Source organism: Microbacterium sp. P03 (assembly GCF_043556235.1).
Taxonomy (GTDB): Bacteria; Actinomycetota; Actinomycetes; order Actinomycetales; family Microbacteriaceae; genus Microbacterium.
In genome coordinates, this window is record NZ_JBIGIM010000001.1 from 488,672 (window position 1) to 506,152 (window position 17,481).

The following is a 17,481-nucleotide window of genomic DNA, read 5'->3' on the forward strand; positions in this document are numbered from 1 at the left end:
CTCGGCGGATGCCCCACCTCCGCGCGTTCCGCCCCGGTGATGAGCCGGCGCTCGCCGAGATCTGTCTGAAGACCGCGGATGCCGGCGGCGACGCGACCGGCGTCCTCGACGATGATGCGATCTGGGCGGAGATCTTCGTGCTCCCGTACGTCGCGCGGCATCCGGAGTTCGCGTTCGTCGTGGAGTCCGACGACGGCCGCGTGGTCGGCTACATCGTGGCGGCGCCCGACACCGAGGCGTTCGAGGCGTGGTTCCATACCGTGTGGTGGCCCGAGCGCGGCGGCCGTCGGCCGCTGTCGGCGGAGGGGAACCCGCGGCAGAGCGACATCCTGCGCTACGCCGCCGGTCGTTCGCAGACGCCCGGGCGGTTCAGCGCGGAGTATCCAGCCCACCTGCACATCGATCTCCTGCCCGAGACGCAGGGGGGCGGATGGGGTCGACGGCTGATCGAGGCGCTGGTCACGGCGCTGCGGGAGGCGGGCGTGCCCGGCGTGCACCTCGCGGCGGCGCCGGAGAACGCCGGTGCGATCGCCTTCTACCCGCGGGTGGGCTTCGATCGCCTGCCGTCCGAGCCGGACGTGGTGGCCTTCGGCCGGCGGCTGTAGGGCATGGCGCTTTCGGCCGGCGATGCGGGTCGCCGGGTCAGCCGACGATGCGTCCGCCCGCGAGGCGCACCGTGCGATCCACCAGTCCCGCCGGCACGGTGACGTGCGAGATCAGCACCACGGCCTGATCCGGACCGACCGCGGTCAGCAGGTCGGTGAGAAGGGCGTCGGATGCCGCGGGGTCGACACCGGCCGTCGGCTCGTCGAGCACCAGCACCGGGAATCCCCGCAGCAGGGCCCGCGCGAGGGCGAGACGCTGGGCCTGGCCGCCCGAGACCAGCGCTCCACGCTCGCCGACCCGCGCATCCAGGCCGCCGCGCGCGCGGACCCACGAACCGAGCCCGACGCGCTCCAGCGCTGACATCAGCTCGCCGTCGGTCGCGGTGTCGCGCGCGAAGAGGAGGTTCTGGCGGATGTCCTCGTCGAACAGCATCGGATGCTGCTCGCACAGCCCTACGGTCAACCGGACGTCGTCTCCGGCCATGGCATGTGCCGACTTCGCGCCGATCGTGTACTCCCCGGTGCCGTCGAGGAAGCGCACGAGCACGTGCGCGAGCGTGGACTTGCCTGCCCCGCTCGATCCCACGACGAGCAGCCGCTCGCCGGGCCGCACGTCGAGATCGACGTCGGTGAGCGCATCCGCGTCAGCCTGCGGCCACCGGGCCGACACGCCTCGCAGTCGGAGGCCGCTGCCGAGCGCGGGCTGCTCGCCCGCCGGAGGTACGGTCTCGCGCACCAGGCCGGCGGGCGGTTCGACGGGCAGAACCGACGCCACGCGCTCGGCGGATGCACGCACGCCCCGCCAGGACGCCGCCGCCATGGGGACGGCGGCGAACACTTCGAACACGGCCATCGGCACGAGCACGGCCACGGCCATCTCCGGTGCGCCGATCAATCCCGCACCGACCGGCCCCGCCATGACCAGGACCGCCGCGGTCGAGGCGATCCCCGCCAGCAGCGACACGACCGCCGCCGTGCCCGCCTGCGCGCCCGCGCGCCGGACGACGGCTCGACGCAGAGCGGCGTCGGCCGCGCGGATCCGCTCGAGGCTCTGCCCCTCGGCGCCGAAGGCCACGAGTACGTCGAGACTGCCGAGATGGTCGAGGAGCGCGTCGGAGACGCGAGAGCGCAGAGGAGCGATCGCCCGTTCGGCGCGGGCTCCCGATGCCCATCCCCAGAACGTGGCGGCGAGCCCTGCGGCCACGAGGCACACCAGCAGGGTGAGCGCGGCCGGCACGGAGACGAAGGCGACGAGCACCACACCGCCGACGGCGACCGTCGCCGAAGCGACGAGCGGCTGGACGACCCGCAACGGGAGGTTCTGCAGGTCGTCGACGTCGTCGACCAGTGCCCCCAGCACCGAGCCGCGCCGGGTGCGCGTCAGCCCGGCGGGGGCCAAGGGGATGAGCCGGCGGATGAGCGTCGCCCGGGTCGAGGCGAGCTGGCGCAGGGCCGCGTCGTGGCTCGCGAGACGGTCGGTGTACCGGAACACCGCCCGCGTCAGGGCGAACAGTCGTACTCCGACGACGGCGACGGAGATGTAGAGCACGATCGGCTGCTCGCTCGCCCGCACGATGAGCCACGCGCTCACCGCGAGCAGGGCCACCGCGGAGGCCTCGGAGGCGAACGCCGACAGCGCGCCCGGCCAGAAACGACGGAACGGAGGCATTGCGCCACGGAGCACCGTCGCGGTCGTCGGGGGAGCGGTCGACATCCCGCCTTCCGCGCGCTCGACCCGAAGCCCGACCCCTCCGGTCACGTCGTTCATGCGGCCGCCTCGCTCGTCTCGAGCCGCACCACGGCGTCGGCGATCCGGCGAGCCGATTCGCGGTGCGACACCAGCAGCACCACGGCGCCGTCATCGGCCAGCGAACGCACCGAGTTCCACAGCATCCGCTCGGTGTCCGCATCGAGCGCGGCGCTCGGCTCGTCGAGAGCGAGCACCGACGCGAACCCGCGCAGGTGTCGGTAGACCGCGCGCGCGACGGCGACGCGCTGCGCCTGCCCGCCCGACAGACCGGCGCCCTGCACGCCGAGATCCTGCTGCGGATCGACGTCGGCCGCACAGCCCAGAGCGAGGGCGCGGCGGATGATCGCAGGATCGGGGGTGGGATCACCGAGCGCCACGTTGTATGCCACGCTCCCGGCGATCAGGCCGGGCTGCTGACCTGCCCAGGCCAGCCATTCCGAGGGAGCCAGGTCGCGCACGTCGCTCCCATGCCAGCGCGCGGTCCCCTCGAACGACGCCGCGCCGCGCAGCGCCGCGAGCAGGCTCGACTTGCCCGATCCGCTGGGACCCTCGATGAGGGTGAGGGATCCCGGCCCGACCTCGAGGCTCACGGACGGCAGCAGTCGTCCTCCCCACCGCACCCGCACGTCCTGCAGAGTCAGCACCGCACCCGCGGAGACCACCGGCACGCCCGCGGCGGACCGCGGAGAGGGGGCGGATGCCGCGGCATCCAGCACCCCGAAGATATCCTCGGTCGCGGCCACACCCTCGGCGGCGGCATGGAACTGCACCCCCACCTGTCGGATCGGGAGGTACGCCTCCGGGGCGAGCAGCAGCACGAACAGCCCCACCAGGAGGGTGAGCGACCCGTCGAGCAGGCGGAAGCCGATCGACACCGCGACGATCGCGACAGAGATGCTCGCCAGGAACTCGAGGGCGAAGCCCGACAGGAACGACACCCGCAGGACGCGCATCGTCTCGCGGCGGTAGCGATCGGTGACGGCCTCGATCGACGCGACCGCCCGATGCTGGCGACCGAAGACCTTCAGGGTCGCCAGCCCCTGCACGGTATCGGTGAACCGCACGGCGAGCGTGTGGAGTGTGCTCCACTGGGCGTTCTGGACACTCCGGGTCGCGAGCCCGATCAGGACCATGAAGAGGGGGATCAGCGGGAGGGTCAGCAGCACGGTCAGACCGCTGATCCAGTCCTGCCACCACATGACCGCGAGGATGACCGGCGTCGCCACGACGGTCTGTACGAGCTGCGGCAGGTAGCGGCCGAAGTACGCGTCCAGCGCGTCCAGACCGTGCCCGGCGGTGATGGCCAGCTGTGCGGAGTTGCGGGTCGAGAGCCACTCGGGGCCGAGCGCACCGACCGCGTCGATGAGTCGCGATCTGAGCTGCAGCTCCACCGCGGCGGCGGCGCGTGCGGCGACCCACTCGCGCGCCCAGATGAGTGCCGACCGGACGACGACGACGCTCACGAGTGCGCCGAGCGTCGCGATGAGCTCGGGCCGCGGCATCCCGTGCACGACTCCGTCGATCGCGCGCGTGAGCAACCAGGCGAAGAGCACGATCACGACCGTCTGCAGCAGGCTGATCGCGGTGATCGCCGCGAAGAAGCCCCGCGACGCCCGCGCATACCGCAGCAGCCTCGGGTCGACCGGGGCACCGGATCGTCGCTGCGGCTCCGCCGACGTCGACTCCACGAACCATCCCGTGGACGACGCCGGAGCGCGCAGATCGTCCTCAGGGGGCATGTTCCGAGCCTGCCCACCTTCGATCCGAGGAGGTCGCCCCGGTCTGGTCTCGCGGTCCATGGATCAGTGCACGGATGCCGCGGCCTTCTCGATGCGCGACCGAGTGACCCGCTTCCTGAAGATCCAATATGTCCACCCCTGGTACAGCAGCACGAGCGGAAGGAAGATGACCGCGGCCCACGTCATGATCGTGAGCGTGTAGGGCGTGCTGGACGCGTTCTCGATCGTGAGGCTGAACGCGGGGTCGGTCGAGCTCACCATCACGTTCGGGAAGAGGGCGAACCACAGTGTGAGCACCGCGAAGACGATGGTGCCCGCGCCGTGGGCGAACGCCCAGCCCTCACGGCCGCGCATGTTCGCGAGCACCGAGGCGATGAGCAGCCCTCCGGCCAGTGCCGCGCTCAGGAGGACGAGGCCGATCAACGGCGCATCCGCCGTCATCGCGTGCGCCACCGTCCAGACCAGGAAGGCCGCGGCGACGACGACCGCGAGGATCCCGGAGCGCACGGCCAGCTTCCGGGCGTCGTCGCGTACCTGCCCGTCGGTCTTGAGCGCGACGAAATACACGCCGTGCGTGAAGAACAGCAGCAGCGTGGTGAGGCCGCCGAGGACTGCGTAGGGGTTCAAGAGGGTGAGGAGCGTCCCCGTGAATTCGAAGTCCGCGTCGATCGGTGTCCCGTGCACGATGTTGGCGAACGCGACTCCCCACAGGAACGACGGGATCGCGGAGCCGACCACGATCATCGTGTCGAACCTCTTCTTCCACGCCAGCTCGGGACGCTGGTGCCGGTATTCGAACGAGACGCCGCGGGCGATGAGTGCGAGGAGGATGAGCAGCAGCGCGAGGTAGAAGCCGCTGAAGAGGGTGGCGTACCACTCCGGGAAGGCCGCGAAGAGGCAGGCGCCGGCGACGATGACCCAAGTCTCGTTGAGGTCCCAGACGGGCCCGATCGTGTTGATGATCTGGCGGCGCGAGATGTCGTTCTTACCGAGGAAGGGGAGCGACATGCCGACCCCGAAGTCGAATCCGTCGAGGACGAAGTAGCCGACGAAGAGCACGCCGACGATGAAGAACCAGAGATATGCGAGATCCATGATGGGTTCCTAATAGACCGTGGTGGGGGTGTCTTCGAGTGCGTGGTCGGTCGGGTCGGGATCGCCGGGCAGCGGCAGGGGATCGGGCCCCTTCTTGGCCGTCGTGATGATGAGACGGATCTCGACGACCGCGAGAGTGGCGTAGATCGCGGTGAAGGCGAGGAGGGAGATGAGCACCGTCCAGCCGGGAACGCTGGGTGAGACGCCGTCCTGCGTCAGCATCAGACCGAACACGATCCAGGGTTGCCGGCCCATCTCGGTGAACACCCACCCGGTGAGGCTCGCGAACAGGGCGACCGGCGCCGACCAGATCGCGATCTTCCAGGCCCACCCGGGCACGGCGCGACGCGCGTTCTTGCGTGTGAACCAGAGGCCGGCGACGGCGACGGCGACGGCTGCTCCGCCGAAGCCCATCATCCAGCGGAACGACCAGTAGGTGATCCACAGAACGGGGTTGAACACCCCGTCGAGCTGTGCGGCGAATTCCGGCCACTGCGCGGCGTACTGCGCATTCAGGTCGTTGACACCCTCCACGCAGCCGTCGAGGGTGTGCGTCGACAGGAATGACAACAGATAGGGCACGCGCAGCGACCAGATCTCGCCGGTGCCGTCGGGCGTTCCGATGGAGAACAGCGAGAACGAGGCATCCGCCCCGCAGGAGGTGTTGAACATCGCCTCTGCGGCCGCCATCTTCATCGGCTGCGTCTCGACCATGATGAGGCCGAGCTGGTCGCCCGAGAGGGCGACGCCGGCGAAGGAGACGATCATGAACCAGAGTCCGTAGCGCAGCGCGGGCCGCATCATCTCGGTGTTCTGCGCGCGGGCCATGTGCCATGCGCTGACGGCGATGATGACTCCGGCCGCGAACATCATCGCGGCGAAGATCGTATGCGGGAACGCACGGACCGCGACGGGGTTGAACAGCACCGCGGCGAAGTCGACCATCTCGGCACGGCCGCCGTCGGACGACATCTGGTAGCCGACGGGGTTCTGCATGAAGGCGTTCGCCGCGAGGATGAAGTAGGCACTCAGCAACGCCCCGATGGACGCGATCCAGATCGTCGCGAGGTGGACGGCCTTGGGGAGTTTGTCCCACCCGAAGATCCACAGTCCGATGAAGGTGGCCTCGAAGAAGAAGGCCATGAGCCCCTCGAAGGCGAGGGGCGCGCCGAACACGTCACCCACGAAGCGTGAGTAGGCCGACCAGTTCATTCCGAACTGGAACTCCTGCACGATGCCGGTGACGACACCCATCGCGAAATTGATCAGGAAGATTTTGCCGAAGAACCGGGTGAGGTGCAGCCACTTGATGTGTCCGGTGCGGTACCAGGCGGTCTGGAAGATCGCCACCGACAGCGACATGCCCAGCGTCAGCGGTACGAACAGGTAGTGGTACAGCGTCGTCAGTCCGAACTGCCATCGGGCGAGCAACAGCGGGTCGAGCAGGTCCATGGGACTCCTCTCACGGGGTGACGGAACCCAAGCTACTCTGTGGTCAGACCACGCGCCACGACGTGTTTCGCCGTCGAACGATCACCGGTGCGGGGGCGCCAACCGCACGGTCAGCACCTCACTGCGGGGTGGTCTGCGAGTAGAGCAGGACGGGGGCATCTCCCGCGCGGAAGTCCACCGAGTACTGGTCGATCTTCGTTCCGCTCTCGGTGCTGACCGTCGCGTAGCCGATCGAGGTCTTCTCGACATCGGACGTGGGCCCGCACGCCAGCCCGGAGAACCCGTCAGACGCCTGCGAGTCGGCGTCGACGATGACGCATGTCGTCTCGCCGTCCTGCATGGTGCCGAGCCAGACGAATCGGGCGTCCACCGATCCGACGAAGTACAGCGAATCCGCATCCCAGTCCCGCCGCGTCTCGGTCACGCGCTCGTAGCTCTCGGCCACACGGGGCGGAACAGCGGCGAGGTCCGTGTGCCACCCCGCCGTCTGCGGGCGCGTGGCCTGCTCCACGACCTGGCCGGCTCCGAACGCCACCAGCACCGCGGCGACGACGGCGACCGCGAGCGACACCCTTCGGCCGCGTCGATGAGAGCCGGAGGGGGCGGATGCCTCGTCCTGGCTCGTCGCGATGTCAGCCGTCTCGGCGAGGATCGGCTCCGCGGAGGGGCTCGCTCCGGGGCGAGACAGGACGGGGACCTGTCCGTCGACGGGGTCCTGGTCGGGACTCAGAGCCCCGATCGGCGGGTCTTCTGCTGCCTGCCTGCGCGCGTCCTCGAGGGCACGGAGACGTGTCTGCGCCGAGGGGTCTGCATCGATGTCGGCCGTCGGACCGTACGCCCGCGCTCGCAGTGCCGCCAGCTCCCGCGCGTCGGCATCCGAAACCATGACCCCAGTGTGCGCCATCGAGCAGCCGGTGCCCGGCCGCTGAAGCCGGTACGCCCCGACGTCCGGGCGCCTGGACGCTCGGACGGCCTGTCGACCGGACGCTCGAATCCGAGGTCGACCCGCGCTCAGGTACACACCGACGTGCTCGGATAGAATTCCGTGTGCCCTCCGATCCCTCAGCCCCCCGCGACTCCGAGGCGACGGCACCCCCCGCTCCGGCTCCCTTCACCCCGGAAGAGCTCGCGACGGCTCTGCGCGTCCTCGACGCGGTGTCAGAGCTCGACGCGGAGGACCCCGACTACATCGCCCTCCGACGTGCCACGGGGAAGATGTACAAAGACGTCAAGAAGCTCGGCCGGCTCGCCAAGCGCGCGCGGATCGCCGACGCGGACCGCGCCGTCGTCGCCGCCACGGCCACGGGTGCGCCCGACCGTATCGACGACGAGACGCGCGGCATCCCGCTCGCCACGCGCACCCGCACGCCCACCGCGGGCGAGCTCCTGAAGCCTCGCGCGTGCTACATCTGCAAGAAGCCGTACACGCTCGTCGACGCGTTCTACCACCAGTTGTGCCCCGAGTGCGCGGCGATGAGTCACGAGAAGCGCGACGCGCGCACCGATCTCACCGGCAAGCGCGCACTGCTCACCGGCGGGCGCGCCAAGATCGGGATGTACATCGCGTTGCGGCTGCTGCGAGACGGTGCCCACACGACGATCACGACGCGATTCCCGCGCGACGCGGTGCGGCGGTTCACCGCCCTGCCGGACTCCGGCGAGTGGATCCATCGGCTCAAGATCGTCGGCATCGATCTCCGAGACCCGGCACAGGTCATCGCGCTCGCCGATGCCGTGGCATCCGACGGCCCCCTCGACATCCTCATCAACAACGCCGCGCAGACGGTGCGACGTTCGGCGGGAGCCTACAAGCCCCTCGTCGATGCGGAGCTCGCCCCCCTGCCCACGGGTCCGCTGCCCGAGCTCTTGACTTTCGGGCACACGAACGACGCGCATCCGATGGCGCTCGCCCAGTCGGTCTCGAGCCACCCGATCCTGGCTGCCGCCGCGCGAACCGCCGACGAGCTCACCGCCGATGCGATGGCGGCGGGTTCGTCGTCGCTCGAGCGGCTCGCCGCAGGAACGGCCATCGACGCGGGTGGTCTGGTTCCCGACGAGCACCACATCAACAGCTGGACGCAGAACGTCGACCAAGTCGAGCCCCTGGAGATGCTCGAGGTGCAGCTGGCGAACATGACGGCGCCGTTCCTGCTCGTCTCCCGCCTCCGCCCGGCGATGGCGGCCTCGACTGCGCGGCGCACGTACGTCGTGAACGTGTCGGCGATGGAGGGCGTCTTCGGCCGCGGCTACAAGGGGCCGGGGCATCCGCACACGAACATGGCGAAAGCCGCCCTGAATATGCTCACCCGCACCAGTGCCCGTGAGATGTTCGAGACCGACCGCATCCTGATGACGGCGGTCGACACCGGGTGGATCACCGACGAGCGGCCCCACTACACGAAAGTCAGGCTCGCCGAAGAGGGCTTCCACGCCCCGCTCGACCTCGTCGACGGCGCTGCGCGGGTGTATGACCCGATCGTCCGCGGCGAGGCGGGCGAAGACGTGTTCGGTGTCTTCCTGAAGGACTACGCGCCCGGCGCATGGTGAGCCGGGCGCGCGCCGCTCAGACCTTCGTGCCGACCCAGCCGAGCGCGGGCGCCACGTACTTCGCGAACGACTCGACGATGCGGAGGTTGAACTCCACGCCGAGCTGACTCGGGATGGTCAGCATGAGCGTGTCGGCCGTGCGGATGGCGGCGTCATCGAGGAGCTGCTCGACGAGCACTTCCGGCGTCGCTGCGTACGTCTTCCCGAAGGTCGAGCGCATGCCGTCGATGATGCCGATCTGATCCCCGTCCTGCCGTCCGCCGAAGTACGCGTGTTCCTCGGCGGTCGTGATCGGGAAGATGCTGCGGCTGACGGAGGTGCGGGGCTCACCCGCATGTCCGGCTTCGCGCCAGGCGGCGCGGAACGCGTCGATCTGCTCCGCCTGAAGGATGTCGAACGGGCGGCCGTCGGCGGAGGTCAGCAGGGTCGACGACATGAGGTTCACGCCCATGCGGCCCGCCCACTCGGCCGATTCGCGGTTGCCGGCGCCCCACCAGATGCGCGAGCGCAGACCGGGGGACTGCGGTTCGATGCGCTGCAGGCCCGACCCGGCACCGAACGGGCTCATCGGGTCGCGCTCGGCGAGTCCTTCGCCCTCGATCGCGCGCAGGAACAGTTCGAAGTGCTCACGCGCGAGGTCCGCGCCGCGAGGGTCTTTCGATCCGGTGTACCCGAACGTCTCGTAGCCGTTGAGGACGGACTCGGGTGACCCGCGGCTCACGCCGAGGGCGAGTCGGCCATCGCTGATGAGATCGACCGCCGCCGCCTCTTCGGCGAGGTACAGCGGGTTCTCGTAGCGCATGTCGATGACGCCGGTGCCGACTTCGATGCGCTGCGTGCGCGCCGCAATGGCCGCGAGCAGCGGCATGGGAGAGGCCTGCTGGCGGGCGAAGTGATGGACGCGGAAGTACGCACCGTCGACACCGAGATCGTCCATTCCCTGAGCCAGGTCGATCGCCTGGTGGAGGGAGTCGCCCGCGGTGAGCTGTCGTCCGCCCCCGAGGGGTCCGTAGTGTCCGAAGGAGAGGGTTCCGAAACGTTGCATGGGGAGTGCAACAGTGCGGATGTGGCATCCATTCCGGTGAATGGAGGAAGCCTTCCGAGCGGAAGGGTCAGTGCCCGCCGCCGACACCTTCGGTCAGGCGCCCGTGGAAGGCCGTCGTCGCATCGTTCATGCCCGTCAGCTCGACGGCGACGCCGTGCTGCCGGTACTTCGTGACGATCGCGTCGAGGGCGGCGACGGTCGAGGCGTCCCACACGTGCGACCGCGAGAGGTCGATGACGACGTGCGGCGGGTCGATGGCGTACTCGAACTGGGTCGTGAGGTCGTTGCTCGAGGCGAAGAACAGCGCACCGACGACGTCGTAGCGGGCGATGTCGCCGTCGAGCGACCGCGTCACCGTCGTGAAGTGGGCGACACGGCGGGCGAAGATCACCATCGCGGCGATCACGCCGACCACGACCCCGATGGCGAGATTGTGGGTCCACACGGTGAACACGACGGTCACGACCATCACGGCCGTCTCTCCGATCGGCATGCGGCGGAGCGTCGACGGGCGGATGCTGTGCCAGTCGAACGTCGCGACCGAGACCAGGATCATCACGGCCACCAGAGCCGCCATCGGGATGACGGCGACCACGTCGCCGAGCGCGACGACGAGGATCAGCAGGAACACCCCGGCCAGGAACGTCGAGATGCGCGTGCGCGCTCCCGAGGCCTTGACGTTGATCATCGTCTGGCCGATCATCGCGCAGCCGCCCATGCCGCCGAACAAGCCGGAGGCGATGTTCGCGACACCCTGCCCCCATGCTTCACGCGTCTTAGCGGAGCGGGTCTCGGTGATGTCGTCGACGAGCTTGGCCGTCATCAGCGACTCGAGCAGGCCGACGACCGCGACGGCGAGTGCGTAAGGGGCGATGAGCTGAATCGTCGCCCAGGTGAACGGGACGCTCGGCAGGAGCAGCGCGGGCAGGCTCTCGGGCAGTGCGCCCTGGTCGCCCACGGTCGGCACCGCGATTCCCAGCACGACGACCGCGCCGGTGAGCAGAACGATCGCGACGAGCGGCGCGGGCACGGCGCGGGTCAGGCGTGGCCAGAAGAGGAGGATGGCGAGCCCGGCCACGACGATGGGGTAGACCGCCCACGGCACACCGACGAGCTGCGGCACCTGCGAGATGAAGATCAGGATGGCCAGCGCGTTGACGAACCCCACCATGACGCTGCGTGGGATGAAGCGCATGAGCCTGGCGACGCCGAGGACGGCCAGGACGATCTGGATCACGCCCGCCAGCAGCACGGTCGCGATGAGATAGTCGACGCCGTGCTCGCGCGCGATGGGCGCGAGCACCAAGGCGACGGCGCCCGTGGCCGCGGTGATCATCGCCGGCCGACCGCCGGTGAACGAGATGACGACGGCCATGACGAACGACGAGAAGAGCCCCACACGGGGGTCGACCCCGGCGATGATCGAGAAGGCGATCGCCTCGGGTATCAGGGCGATCGCGACCACCAGACCGGCCAGCACCTCGCGCGTGAGCAGCCGAGGGCTGCGGAACGCCTGCAGCACCGTCGGCTCGATGCGGGTGCGAGCGGCGCGCTCGACTGCGGGGGATCCGGCGGTCATGGATGTCTCCAGACGGTGCGCGCGCGGCTCGGCGAGACGAGCGGGCGCACGCGGGAAGAGAAGAGGCGGTGGGTCGCACGGGAGATGGCGAACCTCTCGATTCTACCGTCGTGTACAACGACCACCGGGGGTCCGACCGTCCCTGACGACGGCGGGCGGGCTCACTCCCGGTAGCGGTAATGCTCGGCCGACGCGTTGGCCCAGACCACGAACGCTGAGGCTGCGGCCTCGTCGCGCGGCCGCACCGGACTCACCCAGAGTTGCTGCGGGCCTTCGATCGAGACGGCCGGTATCCGTCCGTCGAGCCTGCCGAAAGCTCGGCCCGACAGCGTGCCTCCGGGGCCGAGCAGGCTCTTGCGGATCACCGCGTCGCGGAGCGCCGGGCGCCGGCGGATCGCGTCGACGGGGGAGAGAGCGGCGACGACGTCCTTGACCGGCAGGCTGGCCTCGCCGCAGTGGATCCAGCGCCCGTCGACCACGATGCCCGCGCATTCACGCGCCTCGGGGCTGAACCGCGTCTGAGAGGTCCATTGGCGGCCATCGAAGAATCGCGACCGCCCACGTCCGTCGTCGAACCACCCGGACGTTCCGGTGGTGGGTCCCAGCGGCCGGCTGTCGGTGTGGAGCACGACCTCGGGATCGGTGAAGTCGACGAACTGGTCCGTCCAACGCGTGCCGTCCCACCACCGATGCCTGCCGGTGCCGTCGTCGTACCAGCCCGCCTCTGCCGTGACCATGGGTCGAGAGTAGTCCGCGCGGGAGGCCGGCATCCGGGCGTGGGCGGGGTGCCGCAGCGGCATGGTCGCGTGCCCTGCCGCTACCGTGCGGCGCTTTTCCGCGCAACCCCTCGAGAGTCATGACGGATCACACCTACCGTGGGTCCACAACGGGAAGGGTGAGTCGATGTCGAAGCTCGAAAAAGGCGACCGCGTCAGCTGGAGCACGCCGCAGGGACGGACCCAGGGTGAAGTCGTCAAGACGCACACGAAGGACTTCGAATTCGCGGGGCAGCACTTCACCGCATCGAACGATGACCCCGCGTACATCGTGCGCTCGGAGAAGACCGACGCCGAAGCCGCACACAAGGGCGGTGCTCTCCGCAAGCTGAAGCCGCGGGCGAAGAAGTAGCGTGCCCGCGACGCGGTGAGCCGACGTGTGAGCTCCGGAGTCGTGTCACGCTCGCGGGCACAGCACCGACCGCCGCTGACGCGGGCGTCCGGTGACGCCCGCGTCCGGCGTCAGTCCCCGCGGAGGTCCGCGCGCACCGCGCGCGCGATCCGTTCGCCTGAGACGAGCGCACCCTGGATCGACGCGGTGTCGCGGTGGTCGCCGGCCACGTAGATCCGGTCGTCGATGCGCGCCGCGCTCGTGGTCCGGAGCGGTGCGGTCTGGGCGGGGAGGGCGTCGTGGATGTCGTCGCGGCGGATGAGTCGCCAGGTCGCGGCATCCGTGCCCCAGATCTCGCCGAGCTGTCGACGGACGTCCGCCTCGCGCGGCGCGGCGCGTGCGTCTGTCCGGGCAGCCCAGGGGAGCAGGCACGTCGCCTGCACGAGGTCCCGGCCCGCCGGTGCGTACGACGGGAGCGTGCGCGACATCACCGCGGTGTTCACGATGGGGCCCGCGCGGCGACCGTCGACACTGATGAGAGCGGATGCTGCGGCTCCGGCATCCGCGTCGAACCACCAGGTCTGCAGACCCTTCGTCACCGGCGCGGGGATGTCGACGAGGTCGGCGACGACGCCCGGTCCGACTGCGACGACCGCGGCGCGCGCCCTGACCGTGTCGGCGTGCGCGACGTGCACCTCGGTGTGCGTTGCGCGACGGGTGAGGGCGGTGACCGTCTGGCGGAGGCGGATGTCGGCACCGGCGTCCGTCGCGGCGGCGGCGAGCTGCACGGGCAGGGCGCCGATGCCGCGCGCGGGAAGGCCGGGGCGGCCGAGCGCGAACATGCGCACGAGGAGTTTCACGAAAACGTCGGAGGTCGTGCCGGTGTCGTCCGCGATCACGCCCGCGAGGAACGGTTCGAGCACCTCGGCGCGGAGCGACCCGGTCAGGCCCGCACGGTCCCAGCCCTCGCGCAGCGTCTCGTCCTGCCCGTCGATCACGCGCCGGGGACTGAGCAGCACCGGGACAGCCCATCGGGTCACGGCTGTCAGATCGGCGGGTGAGACGAGACCGCTGCGCAGCGTCGGAAGGATCAGCGACGGGTGACGGAGGGGATGTCCGAGAACGCCCACGCCGTGACCGGAGCCGCGCCCGCCCTGCTCGCGACGAACGCGCACCCCGACGGGGAAGCGCCGCATCCGGAGAGCATCGACATCGACCCAGCGCCGCACCGCGGGGTAGGCCGGGTTCAGCACGTGGAACCCGAGGTCGAGGCGGAAGCCGTCGACGTCGTCCGTGCGCTCGCGTCCACCGACGACGTCGGCCGCTTCGAGCACGACGACGTCGAGCCCCTCCTGCGCGAGACGTGTCGCGCAGCGCAGTCCCGCGAGGCCCGCGCCGATGACGATCACGTCGTGCTGCTCCACCTGATCGAGCCTAGGCGTGCGGCGGACGCATCCGGCAGACTGGGGTCATGCCGACCGTCGATGACATCATCCCCCGCGAATACCGCCATCTACTCGAGGGTCCGCTGTACGGACACCTCGGCACCGTCCGTCCCGACGACACCGTCCAGGTGACACCGATGTGGTTCGAGTTCGACGGCGAGCACGTCCGTTTCACCCATACGACGAAGCGCCAGAAGTACCGGAATCTGCAGCACAACCCGTCGATGGCGCTGTCGATCATCGATCCCGAGAATGTGTTCCGGTACCTCGAGGTGGCGGGCTCGCTCGTCGACATCGAGCCCGACCCCGAGGGCGCGTTCTACGTGCGCCTGCAGAACCGGTACGGCAATCCCAGCGAGACTCCGCCGCCCGACAAGGCCGACCGCGTCATCCTGGTCATGTCGATCGAGCGGTCCACCAAGCAGTAGGTCGGCAGGTCGCCAGCGTGTCCGACGTGCGCGTGATCCGGCCGGGGACACCGGTGTGGGATGCCGCGGCCTCGCTCCGGCCGGCGGCAGGTGAATCGCGCTCGGTCGTGCTGCCGGAGGGCCTCGCCCGAATGCTGGGGCTCGAGCCCGGCACGGTGGTTGTGGCGGCGAGTGCGCGCGCGGCCCCGAGTGCCGACGACGACGTTCCGGTGCTGCTCTTCGACGAAGCAGAACCGATCTTCAGTCGGCGCTCCGACGTGCGCGATGCGCATGACAGATACGCGAACCTCGAGTAGAGTCGCCTGTCGACCGACGAGTCCGCGCCGCCACGACCGGACGTCGTCCGGGCGGAGCGCCGCCCGGTGTGGCGCCCGCCGGACTGAGCGCGCCCGCACGGGCTGCCCCGTGCCGCTGCCCCTTCCCCCCATGACGCCGAGTGCGGCAGGGAAAAGCCCGGACGTCCGCCGAGGCGGACCCGACCGCGTGATCTCGCGGGTAGCCTCGGACCATGGTCGCCGTTCCCCTCACGCTCGCTCCTCGGCGACCGATGCATGGTGCGGACGAGGCTGAGGTCGAGGCATCCGGTCCTTTGATCGATACGCACGGGCGGGTGCATCGTGACCTCCGCATCTCGCTCACCGACCGCTGTTCGCTGCGCTGCACGTATTGCATGCCCGAGCAGGGCAACGAGTGGCTGGCGCGGCAGAGCATCCTGACGCTCGACGAGATCGAGCGGATCGCCCGCGTCGCCGCCGCTGCGGGAGTCACCACGTTCCGACTGACCGGTGGCGAGCCGCTGCTGCGGACCGACATCGTCGACGTCGTCCGTCGCCTCGCGGCGATCGAGAGCCCCGCCGGGCCGGTGCAGCTGGCGATGACCACGAACGGCATCCGGCTGCGCGAGATGCTGCCGGCATTGATCGATGCCGGTTTGCATCGCGTCAACATCTCGATCGACACCATCGACCGCGATCGTTTCCGCGATCTGACGCGCAGGGATCGCCTGGACGACGTGCTCGAGGGGATCGCTGCGGCGGCGGCATCCGGGTTGCGCCCACTCAAGCTGAACGCCGTCGCGATGCGGGGTGTCAACGATGACGAATTGGTGGACCTGGTCGCGTTCGCGATCGGACACGGTGCCGAGCTGCGATTCATCGAGCAGATGCCGCTCGATGCCGGACACACGTGGAGTCGGGCGGAGATGGTGACGCGTGAGGAGATCCTCGAGACCCTCGGCGCACGGTGGACGCTGACTCCCGTGCCCGGGCGGGGTGGTGCTCCTGCGGAGCGCTTCGTGCTCGAGGGTGCCGGTGTGCCGGCCGGTGGGCCACCCGCGACGGTCGGCGTGATCGCTTCGGTCACGGCTCCGTTCTGCGGCAACTGCGACCGCATGCGCCTGACGGCCGATGGTCAGTTGCGCAACTGCCTGTTCTCCACAACGGAGTACGACCTGCTGCCCCTGTTGCGGGCGGGCGCACCGGACGCCGAGATCGATCGGATGCTGCGATCCTGCGTGCGAGGCAAACTGCCGGGTCACGCGATCAACGATCCGTCGTTCCTCCAGCCGGCGCGTGGGATGAACGCGATCGGCGGCTGAGTCGGCGATCGACCGGGAGCTGATCGAGCCTGGCGGTGCAGGCCGGGTTAGCATGGCGCGATGGGGCGCATCACCGTACGCAGACCGGTCGTGAAGATCACCCTCGCGGGCGGTGCGGTCCGTCGTTCCGACACGCTCGCGGTGGAGGAGCCGCTCGAGATCCGGGTGGGGGGAACCCCCTTGGCGATCACGATGCGGACGCCCGGGAACGACGTCGAGCTCGCGGCGGGATTCCTCGTCTCGGAGGGTGTGATCTCTCGTGGTGACCAGTTCCGGTCGGCCATCCACTGCGGCGGGCCCGGCACGGGCGGGCAGGGCGGTCTCGGGAGCGCGGGGTCGGCCGGGCTGCTGAGCATCGGACGGGGCGCGCCCGGTTCGGCGTCGACGGATCCGGGCAACACCTACAACGTGCTGGATATGAGCCTCGCTCCCGATGTGGCGCTGCCGTCGCCCGACCTCACGCGCAACTTCTACACGACGAGTTCGTGCGGCATGTGCGGGAAGGCGTCGATCGATGCGGTCGAGACGGTCTCGTCGTATGACGTGGCGACGGATGCCTCGACCCTGTCGGCGCGCGCGCTGACCCGGTTCCCCGACGAGCTGCGCGCTCGACAGGCGGTCTTCGACAAGACGGGTGGCCTTCATGCGGCGGCGCTGTTCGACGCGGCGACAGGTGAACTGCTCGTCCTCCGGGAGGATGTCGGCCGCCACAACGCCGTCGACAAGGTGATCGGGTGGGCTGTGCTCGCGGATCGCCTGCCGTTGACCGGCACGGTGCTGCAGGTGTCGGGTCGCGCGAGTTTCGAACTGGTGCAGAAAGCGGTGATGGCCGGAATACCGATCCTCGCGGCGGTGTCTGCTCCGTCCTCGTTGGCGGTGGAGTTGGCGGATGCTTCGGGGCTCACGCTCGTCGGCTTCCTCCGCGGTGAGTCGATGAACGTGTACTCCCGTGCCGACCGCATCACGCTCGACGCGCCGCCTGCTGCGGCCGAAGAGGTCGCCGACGTTTCCCAGGTCGCGTCCGTGCGCTGACGCGCTGATGCACTCGTGCGCTCGCCCTAGACCAGCCTCCCCGATCTCAGTCGACCCAGG

At 69.8% G+C, this 17,481-nt stretch carries 16 protein-coding genes; 7 read left to right on the plus strand and 9 right to left on the minus strand.

What is annotated here, in order from left to right; translation table 11 throughout:
• The first annotated feature begins 8 nt into the window (after positions 1 to 8).
• Positions 9 to 605 carry a GNAT family N-acetyltransferase gene (locus tag ACFXOO_RS02330; protein ID WP_394562678.1) on the plus strand — a complete coding sequence of 199 codons (597 nt, stop codon included), beginning with the start codon at positions 9 to 11 and terminating at the stop codon, positions 603 to 605.
• A gap of 37 nt (positions 606 to 642) precedes the next feature.
• Here the strand turns inward: ACFXOO_RS02330 and cydC are convergent, their stop codons facing one another.
• The 5 genes from cydC to ACFXOO_RS02355 all read right to left on the minus strand — a co-directional run bounded on the left by cydC (position 643) and on the right by ACFXOO_RS02355 (position 7,527).
• Complete coding sequence (cydC, locus tag ACFXOO_RS02335; RefSeq protein WP_394563181.1) at positions 643 to 2,319, minus strand: thiol reductant ABC exporter subunit CydC; 1,677 nt, start codon at positions 2,317 to 2,319, stop codon at positions 643 to 645.
• 50 nt (positions 2,320 to 2,369) lie between these two features.
• The gene (gene cydD, locus ACFXOO_RS02340) at positions 2,370 to 4,094 is read right to left on the minus strand and encodes a thiol reductant ABC exporter subunit CydD (RefSeq protein WP_378837495.1); all 1,725 of its coding nucleotides are present in this window, start codon (positions 4,092 to 4,094) and stop codon (positions 2,370 to 2,372) included.
• Between the two features lie 63 nt (positions 4,095 to 4,157).
• Entirely contained in the window at positions 4,158 to 5,189 is a 1,032-nt protein-coding gene (cydB, locus tag ACFXOO_RS02345; protein ID WP_378837497.1) for a cytochrome d ubiquinol oxidase subunit II, read from the minus strand.
• Positions 5,190 to 5,198: 9 nt separating this feature from the next.
• Positions 5,199 to 6,641: a cytochrome ubiquinol oxidase subunit I gene (locus ACFXOO_RS02350; RefSeq protein WP_394562679.1), complete on the minus strand. Its 1,443-nt coding sequence runs from the start codon at positions 6,639 to 6,641 to the stop codon at positions 5,199 to 5,201.
• A 118-nt stretch (positions 6,642 to 6,759) separates the two neighbouring features.
• Positions 6,760 to 7,527 carry a hypothetical protein gene (locus ACFXOO_RS02355; protein ID WP_394562680.1) on the minus strand — a complete coding sequence of 256 codons (768 nt, stop codon included), beginning with the start codon at positions 7,525 to 7,527 and terminating at the stop codon, positions 6,760 to 6,762.
• A 251-nt stretch (positions 7,528 to 7,778) separates the two neighbouring features.
• Here ACFXOO_RS02355 and ACFXOO_RS02360 point away from each other — a divergent pair, with 251 nt between their 5' ends.
• A complete protein-coding gene (locus ACFXOO_RS02360) occupies positions 7,779 to 9,188 on the plus strand; it encodes an SDR family NAD(P)-dependent oxidoreductase (RefSeq protein WP_394563183.1) in 1,410 nt (469 codons plus the stop codon).
• A 16-nt stretch (positions 9,189 to 9,204) separates the two neighbouring features.
• Here ACFXOO_RS02360 and ACFXOO_RS02365 read toward each other — a convergent pair whose 3' ends face one another.
• The 3 genes from ACFXOO_RS02365 to ACFXOO_RS02375 form a co-directional block, all read right to left on the minus strand.
• The gene (locus ACFXOO_RS02365; protein WP_394562681.1) at positions 9,205 to 10,233 is read right to left on the minus strand and encodes an LLM class flavin-dependent oxidoreductase; all 1,029 of its coding nucleotides are present in this window, start codon (positions 10,231 to 10,233) and stop codon (positions 9,205 to 9,207) included.
• A gap of 67 nt (positions 10,234 to 10,300) precedes the next feature.
• The gene (locus ACFXOO_RS02370; RefSeq protein WP_394562682.1) at positions 10,301 to 11,812 is read right to left on the minus strand and encodes a SulP family inorganic anion transporter; all 1,512 of its coding nucleotides are present in this window, start codon (positions 11,810 to 11,812) and stop codon (positions 10,301 to 10,303) included.
• Positions 11,813 to 11,973: 161 nt separating this feature from the next.
• Positions 11,974 to 12,549: a DUF2510 domain-containing protein gene (locus ACFXOO_RS02375; protein ID WP_394562683.1), complete on the minus strand. Its 576-nt coding sequence runs from the start codon at positions 12,547 to 12,549 to the stop codon at positions 11,974 to 11,976.
• Positions 12,550 to 12,715: 166 nt separating this feature from the next.
• Here ACFXOO_RS02375 and ACFXOO_RS02380 point away from each other — a divergent pair, with 166 nt between their 5' ends.
• Complete coding sequence (locus tag ACFXOO_RS02380; protein WP_378837511.1) at positions 12,716 to 12,940, plus strand: DUF2945 domain-containing protein; 225 nt, start codon at positions 12,716 to 12,718, stop codon at positions 12,938 to 12,940.
• Positions 12,941 to 13,050: 110 nt separating this feature from the next.
• On the opposite strand, the gene ACFXOO_RS02385 is transcribed toward ACFXOO_RS02380, so the two are convergent.
• Positions 13,051 to 14,343: an FAD-dependent oxidoreductase gene (locus ACFXOO_RS02385; protein WP_394562684.1), complete on the minus strand. Its 1,293-nt coding sequence runs from the start codon at positions 14,341 to 14,343 to the stop codon at positions 13,051 to 13,053.
• Positions 14,344 to 14,390: 47 nt separating this feature from the next.
• On the opposite strand from ACFXOO_RS02385, the gene ACFXOO_RS02390 reads away from it, so the two are divergent.
• The 4 genes from ACFXOO_RS02390 (at position 14,391) to fdhD (ending at position 17,421) form a co-directional block, all read left to right on the plus strand.
• A complete protein-coding gene (locus ACFXOO_RS02390; protein ID WP_378837515.1) occupies positions 14,391 to 14,792 on the plus strand; it encodes a PPOX class F420-dependent oxidoreductase in 402 nt (133 codons plus the stop codon).
• 17 nt (positions 14,793 to 14,809) lie between these two features.
• The gene (locus ACFXOO_RS02395) at positions 14,810 to 15,088 is read left to right on the plus strand and encodes a hypothetical protein (RefSeq protein WP_394562685.1); all 279 of its coding nucleotides are present in this window, start codon (positions 14,810 to 14,812) and stop codon (positions 15,086 to 15,088) included.
• Between the two features lie 212 nt (positions 15,089 to 15,300).
• A complete protein-coding gene (gene moaA, locus ACFXOO_RS02400) occupies positions 15,301 to 16,389 on the plus strand; it encodes a GTP 3',8-cyclase MoaA (protein ID WP_378837519.1) in 1,089 nt (362 codons plus the stop codon).
• A 60-nt stretch (positions 16,390 to 16,449) separates the two neighbouring features.
• Positions 16,450 to 17,421 carry a formate dehydrogenase accessory sulfurtransferase FdhD gene (gene fdhD, locus ACFXOO_RS02405; RefSeq protein ID WP_394562686.1) on the plus strand — a complete coding sequence of 324 codons (972 nt, stop codon included), beginning with the start codon at positions 16,450 to 16,452 and terminating at the stop codon, positions 17,419 to 17,421.
• Positions 17,422 to 17,481 lie beyond the last annotated feature (60 nt).

Excerpts from the sequence above, each read along its gene's own strand:
- ACFXOO_RS02330 (WP_394562678.1), top strand. The coding sequence starts at position 9 with ATGCCCCACCTCCGCGCGTTCCGCCCCGGTGATGAGCCGGCGCTCGCC.
- cydC (WP_394563181.1), bottom strand. The coding sequence starts at position 2,319 with ATGTCGACCGCTCCCCCGACGACCGCGACGGTGCTCCGTGGCGCAATG.
- cydD (WP_378837495.1), bottom strand. The coding sequence starts at position 4,094 with ATGCCCCCTGAGGACGATCTGCGCGCTCCGGCGTCGTCCACGGGATGG.
- cydB (WP_378837497.1), bottom strand. The coding sequence starts at position 5,189 with ATGGATCTCGCATATCTCTGGTTCTTCATCGTCGGCGTGCTCTTCGTC.
- ACFXOO_RS02350 (WP_394562679.1), bottom strand. The coding sequence starts at position 6,641 with ATGGACCTGCTCGACCCGCTGTTGCTCGCCCGATGGCAGTTCGGACTG.
- ACFXOO_RS02355 (WP_394562680.1), bottom strand. The coding sequence starts at position 7,527 with ATGGTTTCGGATGCCGACGCGCGGGAGCTGGCGGCACTGCGAGCGCGG.
- ACFXOO_RS02365 (WP_394562681.1), bottom strand. The coding sequence starts at position 10,233 with ATGCAACGTTTCGGAACCCTCTCCTTCGGACACTACGGACCCCTCGGG.
- ACFXOO_RS02370 (WP_394562682.1), bottom strand. The coding sequence starts at position 11,812 with ATGACCGCCGGATCCCCCGCAGTCGAGCGCGCCGCTCGCACCCGCATC.
- ACFXOO_RS02375 (WP_394562683.1), bottom strand. The coding sequence starts at position 12,549 with ATGGTCACGGCAGAGGCGGGCTGGTACGACGACGGCACCGGCAGGCAT.
- ACFXOO_RS02380 (WP_378837511.1), top strand. The coding sequence starts at position 12,716 with ATGTCGAAGCTCGAAAAAGGCGACCGCGTCAGCTGGAGCACGCCGCAG.
- ACFXOO_RS02390 (WP_378837515.1), top strand. The coding sequence starts at position 14,391 with ATGCCGACCGTCGATGACATCATCCCCCGCGAATACCGCCATCTACTC.
- moaA (WP_378837519.1), top strand. The coding sequence starts at position 15,301 with ATGGTCGCCGTTCCCCTCACGCTCGCTCCTCGGCGACCGATGCATGGT.
- fdhD (WP_394562686.1), top strand. The coding sequence starts at position 16,450 with ATGGGGCGCATCACCGTACGCAGACCGGTCGTGAAGATCACCCTCGCG.